This is a genomic window from Cellulosimicrobium cellulans, assembly GCF_016907755.1.
Taxonomy (GTDB): Bacteria; Actinomycetota; Actinomycetes; order Actinomycetales; family Cellulomonadaceae; genus Cellulosimicrobium; species Cellulosimicrobium cellulans_D.
The window spans coordinates 1900352-1911398 of record NZ_JAFBCN010000001.1; the positions used below are offsets into that span (position 1 = coordinate 1900352).

Annotated in this window: 11 protein-coding genes; 8 read left to right on the forward strand and 3 right to left on the reverse strand. The window is 73.8% G+C overall.

Going from position 1 to position 11047, the window contains the following annotated elements; genetic code table 11:
• Positions 1-138: 138 nt before the first annotated feature.
• From JOE63_RS08130 to purN, 3 genes are all read left to right on the forward strand, one after another.
• Complete coding sequence (locus JOE63_RS08130; protein ID WP_204540490.1) at positions 139-1269, forward strand: DUF2235 domain-containing protein; 1131 nt, start codon at positions 139-141, stop codon at positions 1267-1269.
• Between the two features lie 128 nt (positions 1270-1397).
• Positions 1398-1946, forward strand: coding sequence for a DsbA family protein (locus JOE63_RS08135; protein WP_244286081.1), 549 nt, complete (start codon positions 1398-1400; stop codon positions 1944-1946).
• A gap of 168 nt (positions 1947-2114) precedes the next feature.
• Positions 2115-2786: a phosphoribosylglycinamide formyltransferase gene (purN, locus tag JOE63_RS08140; RefSeq protein ID WP_204540492.1), complete on the forward strand. Its 672-nt coding sequence runs from the start codon at positions 2115-2117 to the stop codon at positions 2784-2786.
• Positions 2787-2898: 112 nt separating this feature from the next.
• Here the strand turns inward: purN and nhaA are convergent, their stop codons facing one another.
• Positions 2899-4314 (reverse strand): Na+/H+ antiporter NhaA, encoded by a 1416-nt coding sequence (gene nhaA / locus JOE63_RS08145; RefSeq protein WP_087471460.1) that lies wholly within the window; start codon positions 4312-4314, stop codon positions 2899-2901.
• Between the two features lie 418 nt (positions 4315-4732).
• On the opposite strand from nhaA, the gene JOE63_RS08150 reads away from it, so the two are divergent.
• From JOE63_RS08150 to JOE63_RS08165, 4 genes are all read left to right on the forward strand, one after another.
• Positions 4733-5212: a nucleoside deaminase gene (locus tag JOE63_RS08150; protein WP_087471461.1), complete on the forward strand. Its 480-nt coding sequence runs from the start codon at positions 4733-4735 to the stop codon at positions 5210-5212.
• Between the two features lie 59 nt (positions 5213-5271).
• Positions 5272-6747: an NCS2 family permease gene (locus JOE63_RS08155; RefSeq protein WP_087471462.1), complete on the forward strand. Its 1476-nt coding sequence runs from the start codon at positions 5272-5274 to the stop codon at positions 6745-6747.
• An 84-nt stretch (positions 6748-6831) separates the two neighbouring features.
• The gene (locus tag JOE63_RS08160; RefSeq protein WP_204540495.1) at positions 6832-8181 is read left to right on the forward strand and encodes a molybdopterin molybdotransferase MoeA; all 1350 of its coding nucleotides are present in this window, start codon (positions 6832-6834) and stop codon (positions 8179-8181) included.
• Entirely contained in the window at positions 8178-8645 is a 468-nt protein-coding gene (locus tag JOE63_RS08165) for a molybdenum cofactor biosynthesis protein MoaE (protein WP_087471463.1), read from the forward strand. Before JOE63_RS08160 ends, JOE63_RS08165 begins: the two co-directional genes overlap by 4 nt.
• Before the next feature lie 185 nt (positions 8646-8830).
• Here the strand turns inward: JOE63_RS08165 and JOE63_RS08170 are convergent, their stop codons facing one another.
• Positions 8831-9100 carry a hypothetical protein gene (locus JOE63_RS08170; RefSeq protein WP_204540498.1) on the reverse strand — a complete coding sequence of 90 codons (270 nt, stop codon included), beginning with the start codon at positions 9098-9100 and terminating at the stop codon, positions 8831-8833.
• A gap of 160 nt (positions 9101-9260) precedes the next feature.
• Between JOE63_RS08170 and JOE63_RS08175 the strand changes: the two genes are divergently transcribed.
• A complete protein-coding gene (locus JOE63_RS08175; protein ID WP_157759600.1) occupies positions 9261-9767 on the forward strand; it encodes a hypothetical protein in 507 nt (168 codons plus the stop codon).
• A gap of 11 nt (positions 9768-9778) precedes the next feature.
• Here JOE63_RS08175 and moaA read toward each other — a convergent pair whose 3' ends face one another.
• Entirely contained in the window at positions 9779-10885 is a 1107-nt protein-coding gene (moaA, locus tag JOE63_RS08180; RefSeq protein WP_087471466.1) for a GTP 3',8-cyclase MoaA, read from the reverse strand.
• Positions 10886-11047 lie beyond the last annotated feature (162 nt).

The window sequence follows — 11047 nt, forward strand, 5'->3', positions numbered from 1 at the left end:
ACCTACGCCACCCCGCAGGTGCCCCGAGACCGTTCGCCGGGTGAGCGTGGACACGCTCACCGAAGTATCACGATCCCCGCCGGACCCTCCCCAGATGGTGACCCCGGCGACGGTGCCGGGGCGAGGTGGGGAGGGGCCATGAAGCGGCTGGTGCTGTGCTGCGACGGCACGTGGAACTCGCCGGTGAACGCGAGCGTGTCGAACATCGAGAAGATCGCGCGCTCGGTCCGCACCGGCATCGGGCCGGACGGCGTGCAGCAGATGGTGTTCTCCGTCGAGGGCGTCGGGGCGCAGGGCTACCTCGTCGACCGCCTGCTCGGCGGGGCGTTCGGGTACGGGCTGACGCGCAACGTCGTCGCCGGGTACCGCCACCTCGCGCTCAACTACGAGCCCGGCGACGAGATCTACGTGTTCGGCTTCAGCCGCGGCGCGTACACGGCCCGCAGCATCGTCGGCATGGTCGCGACCGTCGCCCTGCTCACCCAGGACTCCCTCGCGCGCGACCACCTGTGCGACGCCGAGCGGATCTACCGCGTGCGCGACGCCGCCCAGCGGGCGGAGCAGGCGGCGGCCTTCCGCGCCGAGCACTGCCACGACCACGTCCCGGTCGCGTTCCTCGGGGTGTTCGACACCGTCGGCGCGCTCGGGGTCCCCGGGCTGTCGCGCCGCCGCAGCCGGTTCCACGACCTGCGCCTGTCGACCGACGTCGAGTGTGCACGGCAGGCCCTCGCGATCGACGACCGCCGCATCACGTTCGAGCCCTGCCTCTGGGACGTCCCCGTCGCCATGGCGGCCCGGGTCAAGCAGGTGTGGTTCCCCGGCGGGCACAGCGACGTCGGCGGCGGGGCCCGGGCGCGCGCTCTCTCCGACACCGCGCTGCTGTGGATGGTCGGCGAGGCGATCGCGCGCGGGCTCACGTTCGACGAGGACCGGCTGTTCGCCCAGCTCCACCACGAGGACGAGTTCGTGTGCCGGTTCCGTCCCGGCCTGCTGTTCGGCGCGCTCAACCTCCTCAAGCGCATGCACCCGCGCCCGCGCTTCCGCGGCGACCGGCGCGTCCTCGCGGGCGTCCCGACCCCGCCGGACACCGTCGACGCCGTGTACCTCGCCCAGACCGCGGCGTACCTCACGGCCGACCCGTCCTCCGAGTACGCGCGTCACGCCCGGAACGTCACGTGGTGGCGCGAGAGCGCCGGGCCCGGCCTGGAGCACCTCGTCGAGCCGATCCCGGGCGGCACCCGGGAGAACCGGCCGCTGGTCCTCGCGTAGGGAGCGAGCGGTCGCGCCCGGCCGACGACAGCCCGGCCGCGGACACCCTGCGAGGTCTGCACGGGTGCGGGGACGACGCCGTCCGCTCGCCGGGTGCGACGCGCCGACCCCGTGCCATGCTGGGCGACGTGAGCGAGCAGACCGCAGCCCCGATCCCGGCCGAGCAGCTCGTCCCCGCCGACGCGCACGTGCTCGGCAACCCGGACGCGCCCGTGACGATCGTCGAGTTCGGCGACCTCGAGTGCCCGTACTGCGCGGCCGCCGCACCCGTGCTGCGGCAGGTCGTCGAGTCGTCGGGCGGTCAGGTGCGCCTCGTGTTCCGGCACTTCCCGCTCTTCGAGATCCACCCCCACGCGCTCTCCGCGGCGCTCGCGGTCGAGGCAGCGGCGGTGCAGGGGCGGTTCTGGGAGATGCAGGCCGCGCTGTTCGAGCACCAGGACCAGCTCGGCGAGGCCGGCCTCGCCGACCGCGCCGAGGAGCTCGGCCTCGACGGCGCGTCCGTCGTGGGGGACGCCGCGCAGCAGCACGCCGCGCCCGTGCAGCGCGACTACGCGGACGCCCTCGCCGCGGGCGTCCAGGGCACCCCGACGCTCTTCGTCAACGGCGTCCGCTACCGCGGCCGCGTCACCGCCGACGGCCTCCGCGCCGCGATCGACGCCGCCACCGCGCCGAGATAGAACCCTGGTCACCCGAGGTAGAACCGTGGTTCATGACCGGGTCGGCCCGACGCTCGGACCCAGTCTCGGGCGATCCGGCCGCTGGCGGCGGCCGAACATCTCGGGCGGTGACCCGGACGCGTGAGACCGGCGAGCCCGCCCGGCGGGGCTGCGCCTACGCTGACGCTCGTGACCTCTGCCGCGCCGCTCACCCCCGGAACTGCCGCGACGTCCGCCGAGAGGCCTGCTCGCCGTCGTCCACGCCTCGCGATCGTCGGGTCGGGGGCTGGCAGCACCGCAGCGGCGATCCTCGCCGCCGTCCGCGCGGGGGACCTGCCCGTCGACGTGGGCGTCGTCGTCGGGAACAACAGCGGTGCGGGCGTCTTCGAGGTGGCCCGCGCGCACGGTGTTCCGACCGCGCACCTCAGCCGGGTCACGCACCCCGACCCGGACGCGCTGGACGCAGCGTTCCTCGCGACGCTGTCCGAGCATGGGGCCGACCTCGTCGTGCTCGCCGGCTACATGCGCCGACTCGGCCCGCGCGTGCTCGCGGCGTACACGGGCCGGGTGCTCAACACGCATCCCGCGCTGCTGCCGGCGTACGGCGGTCACGGGATGTACGGCGACCGCGTGCACGCGGCCGTACTGGCCGACGGCGTCGCCACCACGGGCGCGAGCGTCCACCTGGTCACGGCGGACTACGACGAGGGGCCCGTCGTCGCGCAGGTGTCGGTCCCGATCGAGCCGGGGGACGACGTCGACTCCTTGCGTGACCGGGTCCAGGCCGCGGAGAAGCAGCTGCTCGTGGACCACCTGCGCGAGGCGTGCAGTGCGACAGATCGCGAGCGCTCGCCGTCCTGATCGCGGTTCTCAGCGGGACGGGGTTCTACCTCGCGCAACCCGCGGGTCTACTTCGGCGTACCACGGCTCGACCTCGGGGGACCGGGGTTTTGCCTCGGCGGCCTCAGGGCGCTCACGTCGTCGCCGGTGCGCGCCAGGGGAGGGGCGGGAGCTCGGGCGGGGGGCCGTCGGCGCCGGGGGAGCACAGGGGCCAGCGCTCGCCGACGAACCGGAGGGCGAGGGAGCCGAGCACGGCGGCGACGAGCGAGCCGGCGAGGATGCCGATCTTGGCCTGCTCGATGAGCACCTCGTCGTCGAACGCGAGCTCGGCGATGAAGAGCGAGATGGTGAAGCCGATGCCGGCGAGGATCGCGCCGCCGAGCAGGTGGGAGTAGCGCACCCTGCCCGGGAGGTCGCCGAGCCCGAGGCGCAGGGCGAGCGTCGCGGCGCCGAAGATGCCGACGGCGTTGCCCACGACGAGCGCGACGGCGACGCCGATGGTCACGGGCGACGTCGCGGCCACCCGCAGCGACTCCGCGTCGAGGCGCACCCCGGCGTTCGCCAGCCCGAAGACCGGCACGACGACGTACGCGCTCCACGGGTGCAGGACGCGCTGGAGGCGCTCGCTCGTGGGCACGGCCGCGCGCGCGGCGAGCTCGGTGAGGTGCTCGCGTTCCGCCGTCGTCTCCTGGGCGAGGCGTTTGGCGTACTTCGGCACGACGGCGACGTCCACGGGCCGCGACGAGCGGGACGGGACGAGCAGCCCCACGAGGACGCCGGCGAGCGTCGCGTGGACGCCGGACGCGTAGACCGCGCCCCACAGCGCGATCCCGACCAGGACGTACGGCGCCAGACGCCACACGCCGAGCCACCGCAGCGCGAGGATGACGACGACGAGCACGGCGGCGACGAGGAGCCCCGGGAGCCACAGGTCGTCGGTGTAGAAGAGCGCCATGACGGTGATGGCGCCGATGTCGTCCACGACGGCGAGCGTGAGGAGGAAGAGCCGGAGCTGGTCCGGGCAGCGCGGGCCGAACAGGGCGAGGATCCCCACGAGGAACGCCGTGTCGGTCGACATGACGATGCCCCACCCGTGCTGCGCGGGCGACCCGGCGTTGAACGCGACGTAGATGAGCGCCGGCACGGCGAGCCCGCCGAGCGCGCCGAGCGCGGGCACCGCGACGGTCCGGCGGTTGCGGAGCTCGCCGCTCGTCACCTCGCGGTTGATCTCGAGCCCGATGACGAGGAAGAACACGGCCATCGCGGCGTCGTTGACCCAGTGGTGCAGGTCCATCTCGAACGACCACGGCCCGACGTGCCAGCCGGCCGTCGCGGACCACAGGTCGTCGTAGGCGCCCGACCAGGCGGAGTTGGCCCACACGAGCGCGACGACCGTCGCGGCGAGCAGCAGCACCGCGCCGCCGGCCTCGGTGGCGAGGAACGAGCGCAGGGAGGGGGCGACGGGGCGGAGCTGGAAGCGCAGCGGGGGGCCGGGGCGCGCGGGGACGCGGACGACCGGGAACGACGACGGCGGAGCGGGCTCGGTCACGGGGCCTCCGGGTGGTCGGGAACGGGGCGACGCCCCCGGCGTCGGACCTTCGGGTGGGACCAACGGAGCGACGCTGCGTCGGACCTGCGCTGGGACAACTCTTGCGGGCGGGAGTTCCTTCCGCAACGGCCCGCGGACACCGGGATCTCCACCACCCTGTCCACACTATGGAAAAGTTCTTCCGAAACTCTGGTGGCCCCCGTCACGCGCTGCTAGCGTCGTGCGTGCCAACGGCGGGCCCGGGCCGAGCGAACGCTCGGTGGTCGACGCGATCGATCCGACACCGGCAGCTACCAACCAGGCGGAAGTGACAACTCGCCTGCAGCGGCCCGCCGGCCGCCTCCTCCCGGCTCACCGACGAGCCGGAAAGCCGGAGGCGGAGCACCCGGCGTCGCTGCCCGAACCGTGGAGACTCACCATGGACACTCTTGTCGTGGACGCAGCACACCTGGACCGAGCCGTCGCCCTCGCGGTCGACAGCGTCGCGAACGCCGGAGGACCCTTCGGCGCCGTCGTCGTCACCGCCGACGGGCAGGTGTTCGAGGGCAACAACCGGGTCACGCAGGACAACGACCCCACCGCGCACGCCGAGGTCACCGCGATCCGGCGCGCGTGCGCCGCGCTCGGGACGTTCGACCTCACCGGCGCGACCCTCTACTCGAGCTGCGAGCCCTGCCCCATGTGCCTCGCGTCCGCCCTCTGGGCGCGCGTGCAGGCCGTGTACTTCGCGGCCGACCGCCACGACGCCGCGAGCGCCGGGTTCGACGACGCCGAGTTCTACGACTTCTTCGCCGCGGACCCGGCCGACCGGAGCATGCAGGTCGTGCACGAGCGCACGGCGACCGCGACCGCGCCGTTCGACGCCTGGCGCGTCCTCGAGTCCCGGATCGAGTACTGAGCGGCCGCGCGGCCGATCGGTACCTCAGGAACGGGCACAAGGACGTGACTCTCCTCGGCATGCGGCGGGAGACCGCCGAGAACGACGACGCACGCGGCACCGGCACGGCTCCCGGCCGGCTCGACCGCTTCTTCAAGATCACCGAGCGCGGCTCGACCACGGGGCGCGAGCTCCGGGGCGGCCTGGTGACCTTCTTCGCGATGGCGTACATCGTCATCCTCAACCCCCTCATCCTCGGCGGGACGAGCGCCGAGAACGCGCCCGTCGACGTCGCGGGCGGGTGGCTCCAGACGGCGCAGGTCGGCGCGATGACCGGCCTCGCCGCCGGAGGCCTGACCATCCTGTTCGGGCTCGTCGCGAACCTCCCGTTCGCGCTCGCGGCCGGGCTGGGCATCAACTCGTTCCTCGCCGTCGCCGTCATCGGCGACGTCACGTGGCCCGAGGCGATGGGGCTCGTGCTCGTCAACGGCCTGCTCATCGTGCTGCTCGCCGTGACGGGCGCGCGGTCGGCAATCTTCAACGCCGTCCCGCGCCAGCTCAAGGCCGCGATCACGGTCGGCATCGGCCTGTTCATCGCGTTCATCGGGTTCGTCGACGCGGGGTTCGTCACGCGCACCCCCGGAGGTCCGCCGGTCCAGCTCGGCGACGGCGGGTCGATCACCTCGGTCCCGACCCTCGTGTTCGTGGTCGGGCTGCTGACCATGGGCATCCTCGTGGCGCGCAAGGTCAAGGGCGGGCTGCTCATCGGGCTCGTCGCGACGACCGTCGTCGCGATCGTGGCCGAGTCCGTCCTGCACCTGGGGCCCGCGTCGGAGACCAATCCCGGCGGCTGGCACCTCACCGTGCCGACGCTGCCGAGCTCCCTCGTCTCGGTCCCCGACCTCAGCCTGTTCGGGCAGTTCTCGTTCGGCGCGTTCGACCGGATCGGGGCGCTCGCGGCCACGATGCTCGTGTTCACGCTGTTCTTCACGAACTTCTTCGACGCGATGGGCACGATGACGGGCCTCGCCAAGCAGGGCGGTCTCGCCGACGCGGACGGCAACTTCCCGCGCATCAAGTCGGCGCTCGTCGTCGAGGGCGTGGGCGCCGTCGTGGGCGGCGCGACGTCGTCGTCGTCGAACACGGTGTTCGTCGACTCGGCCGCGGGCGTGGGCGAGGGCGCCCGGACGGGCCTCGCCTCGGTCGTCACCGGCGGTCTGTTCCTCGTCGCGATGTTCCTCACGCCGCTCACGGCGGTCGTGCCGATCGAGGTCGCGAGCGCGGTGCTCGTGGTCGTGGGCGCGATGATGATGGGCCAGATCAAGGAGATCGACCTGACCGACTTCACGGTCACGCTCCCGGTCTTCCTCACGATCGTGACCATGCCGCTCACGTACTCGATCGCCAACGGCATCGGGATCGGGTTCGTCACGTGGGTCCTGCTGCGGTTCGCGTGCGGCAAGGCGCGCGACGTCCACCCGCTGCTGTGGGTGGTGGCGGCCGGGTTCGTCGTGTACTTCGTGCGCGGTCCCCTGACCGCGGTCGTGGGAGGCTGAGCCTCGACATCGATCGCACGGCCGACGGGTCGCCCGCTCCTCCGGGTGGCCCGTCGGCGTGCACGGGAACGTGGGAGGGCAGGCATGGCCGGGACCGGACGCGTGAGCGTCGACCAGCACCGCGCGGACGTCGCGGCGCTCCTCGCGCCTCTCGTCGAGGCGGCCCGACGGCGCACGCGCACCGAGGACGTCGTCCTCGCCGACGCGCTCGGCCGGGTCCTCGCGGCCGACCTCGTCGCGCCGGTGGCCGTCCCGCTGTTCCGCAACTCCCAGATGGACGGCTACGCCGTCCGGGCCTCGGACGTCGCCGGGGCGCGCGCGGACGCGCCCGTCCGGCTCGTCGTCGCCGCCGAGATCCCCGCGGCCCCCGGCGTCCCCGCACCGTTGGTACCCGGCACGGCCGCCCGGATCATGACGGGCGCGCCCGTGCCCGACGGCGCAGACGCCGTCGTCCCCGTCGAGGACACCGTCGCGGGGACGTTCGCCAGCGCGCCACGACCCGACGCCGCAGGCCCGGCGGGCGACGACCCTGCCGGTCCCGGTGCGAGCCACGCCGTCGAGGTCCGTGTCCCGCGGTCGGCGGGAGACTTCGTCCGGGAGGCGGGCTCCGACGTCCGGCCCGGCGACGTGCTCCTGCCGGACGGCACCGTCCTCGCACCGCACCACCTGGCCGCCGCCGCGGCGTGCGGGGTGGGGAGCGTGCGGGTGGTCGCCCGGCCGCGCGTCGCCGTCCTGTCGACCGGGTCGGAGCTCGTCGGCCCCGGGGAGACGCCGGGGCACGGGCAGGTCTTCGACGCCAACGCCGACGCGCTCGGCGCCGCCGTGCGGCGCGCGGGCGGGGACGTCGTGCGCACGGCCCGCTGCGGCGACGACGCCGCGCGGTTCGCCGCCGTGCTGGCCGAGGCGACCGCGGTCGCGGACCTCGTCGTCACGTCGGGCGGCGTGTCGCAGGGCGCGTACGAGGTGGTCAAGGACGTGCTCGGAGGACCCGGTGCGGTCGCCGGTCAGGACGCCGGTCAGGAGGACGTCCGGGCGACGTCGCCGGGCGTCACGTTCCGCTCGGTCGCGATGCAGCCGGGCGGACCGCAGGGGTTCGGCACCGTGCACGGGACGCCCGTGCTCACGTTCCCCGGCAACCCGGTGAGCGCCCAGGTGTCGTTCGCGATGTTCCTGCGCGAGCCGCTCGAGCGGGCGGCGGGTCTTCCCGGGGTCGAGCGCGTGCGCACGGCGGTCCTCGCCGAGCCGCTGACCTCGCCCGCGGGGAAGCGACAGCTGCTGCGCGGCGCGACCGGCCCCGACGGCACGGTCCGCGTCGTGGGGGGAGCGGGGTCGCACCTCGTCGCGTCGATGGCGCGGGCGGACGTGCTCGTGGACGTCCCCGCCGACGTGACACAGTGGGACGCCGGGACCGAGGTGGAGGTACGAGAGCTGTGAGCGAGACGCAGGGCGAGTCCCGAGGCGCTGGCCAGGGTGGCGCGTCCGACGACGTGAGCCGCGTGACGACGGACGTGCTCGACGACGCCGTGTCGCGCGCCGTCGAGGACGCGGTCGCGAGCCCGGAGTGCGGCGCCGTCGTGACGTTCCGCGGGGTCGTGCGCGACGTCGACGGCGGCCGCGGCGTGAGCCGGCTCGACTACGAGGCGCACCCCGACGCGACCGCGGTGATCCGGCGGTGCGTGGCCGGCGTGGCGGTCGAGACAGGGCTGCGCGTCGCCGCCGTCCACCGGTACGGGACCCTGGGGATCGGCGACGTCGCTCTCGTGGCGGCGGCGGCCGCGGGTCACCGCCGCGAGGCGTTCGAGGCGTGCTCGCTGCTCGTCGAGCGCATCAAGGCCGAGGTGCCGATCTGGAAGCGGCAGCACTTCGACGACGGCGTCTCGGAGTGGGTCGGGCTGTAGCGGCACGCTGGACGGCTGCGCCGGCCAACGACGAGAGGCGAGAAGTGGCCCCCGGCAACGGCCGGGGAGGGGCCACTTCTCGCCTCTCGTGCGTCGGGCTGCGGGATCCGCCGTGCGACGACGATGTCGGGCGGGACGCTCCCGGTCGCGCGCTCGTCGCGCGGGGCCGGGTTGGGCCGGTCGGGTCAGCGCGCGGCGGGGCGGTTGTCGAGCAGCATGCCGATGCCGAGACCGACGGCGGTGCCGAGGACCAGGCCGAACCAGCTCAGCACGACGGTCCCGACGACGGCGCCGATCGTCGCGCCCAGGACGCTCTTGGTACCTGCCTTCCAGCTCCCGGACCGGTCGTCGGTGCGGTAGATCGGCAACGCGGAGGTGCTGTTGTCCGGCGTCGTGGTCGCGTCGGAGGAGGAAGCCGCGGGGTGGTTCGTGGGTGCAGGGGAGATCGTCGTCACGGCATCCATGGTAGGAACGTCCGTCGCGCGTGACCTGGGCAGACGCGTCGAGGTGACCGGCTTCACCCTATGATCTGCGCCACCGCGGACGATGTACGGTGGTGCGCGGGGTGCTCGGGGTGCCCGGGTTGCGCGCCGCGAGGTCAGGTGAGGAGGTGCCGTGGGAAGTGCGCAGGAGCCGTCTCCTGAGCTTGCGGCACTCGCCGCCCGAAAAGGTGTCGGGACGCCCGGGCCGGACGACGACGAGCACTGGCGCTGGTGGGTGTACTCGAGCGCGGTTGAGGACCCGACGACGTGGCCTGTCCTCCTTCGGCTGGTCTCCCAGGAGCCGGACCCTCACCTGGCTGCGTCCGTCGTCCTCCTGATGATCGAACGTGTCGACGCGAGGTCGGCGATGGAGTGGGTCGACCTTCTGCCAACGGACTTCCAGAGCTTTCCGCGGGCGCGTCTGCGTGACGTCATGGTTCGCGATGGAGTTCTTGCAGGGCGACAGGTCGCCGTCGACGACGTGTCGGGTTGGACGCGTTGGCTCCAGCGTGAGGTCGCGGGGTCCTCGGAGTCTCTGGAGGTGCTGTCGGTGCTGGAGGCGTCGGGGGCGACGAGGCGGATCCGCGGACTGGCACGCGAGCGGATGATCGCGCTACGCCTCCGCGACCGAGGGCACTGAGAGCCTCAGGATCAGCCGCCGATCGCGCCCATGCTGCGCGACGTCGGCGCGAACGCGTCGGCGGCGAGCGTGGGGGCGTCGCTGCCGTGCGCGAGCGGCTTGTGCCACATGGCACCCTGCCACGCGCGGGCGAGGGCGTCGTCGCGCTCGTCCTCGGTGAGGTCCGCGGAGCGGAGGATCGCGCGCAGGTCCGTCTCGTCGTCGCCGAACAGGCACGAGCGGACGGTGCCCTCGGCGGTGAGGCGCGTGCGGTCGCACGCGCCGCAGAACGAGCGCGTGACGGACGCGATGACGCCGACGGTCTGGGGTCCGCCGTCGACGAGCCACTCCTCGGCGGGCGCGGACGGGTCGTCGCGGCCGACCGCGAGCAGGTCGAAGCGGCTCCCGAGCACGGCGAGGAGATCCGTGGCGGAGACGAGGTCGTCGCGCGTCCAGTGCCCGTCGGCGTCGAGCGGCATCTGCTCGATGAAGCGCAGGTGGCAGCCGTGGTCGACGGCGAACGCCAGCAGGTCCGCGGCGCCGGCCAGCGTCTCGGGCATGAGGACCGCGTTGAGCTTGACCGGCGCGAGCCCGGCGGCGAGCGCGGCCCGGATCCCGGCGAGCACGTCGGGCAGCCGGTCGCGGCGCGTGAGCCGTGCGAAGTGGGCCCGGTCGACGGAGTCGAGCGAGATGTTCACGCGGTCGAGGCCGGCGGCGACGAGCTCGTGGACGCGCTTGTCGAGCCCGATCGCGTTGGTCGTCAGCGAGAGCGACACGTCGGGCGCGGCCGCGCGCGCGGCGCGCAGGATGTCGGCGAGGTCACGGCGTATGAGCGGCTCCCCGCCCGTGAACCGGACGTCGGTAATGCCGAGCCGCCCCACGGCGACGCGCACGACCCGGCCGATCTCGTCGGGCGTGAGGAGGTCCTCCCGGGGGATCGCGGGGAGGCCCTCGGCGGGCATGCAGTAGGTGCATCGCAGCGAGCACTTCTCGGTGATCGAGATCCGCAGGTCGCGCGCGACGCGGCCGTAGCGGTCGACGAGCGCGTCGGTCGCGGGGCGGTCCGGATCGCGGTCCGGCGAGCCGACGCCGGGCGCGGCCGACCGCAGCCTGGGCATCCCGAGCGAGACCGCGGTCATGGGCCGATCGTAGACGTTCCCGGCCCGGGACCCGTGACCAGGGCGACGCTGCGTGTTAGCGTGGAGTCCGTCGAATGGAAGTCAACTTCCATTCAGCGGAACTGCTTCCTCTCCTGCGAGGAGCAGTCCAAGGGCGGATTCAAGCCCTGTGTTTCCGGCGCG

Coding starts and splice junctions, on each gene's coding strand:
- JOE63_RS08130 (WP_204540490.1), top strand. CDS start 139: ATGAAGCGGCTGGTGCTGTGCTGCGACGGCACGTGGAACTCGCCGGTG.
- JOE63_RS08150 (WP_087471461.1), top strand. CDS start 4,733: ATGGACACTCTTGTCGTGGACGCAGCACACCTGGACCGAGCCGTCGCC.
- JOE63_RS08155 (WP_087471462.1), top strand. CDS start 5,272: ATGCGGCGGGAGACCGCCGAGAACGACGACGCACGCGGCACCGGCACG.
- JOE63_RS08160 (WP_204540495.1), top strand. CDS start 6,832: ATGGCCGGGACCGGACGCGTGAGCGTCGACCAGCACCGCGCGGACGTC.
- moaA (WP_087471466.1), bottom strand. CDS start 10,885: ATGACCGCGGTCTCGCTCGGGATGCCCAGGCTGCGGTCGGCCGCGCCC.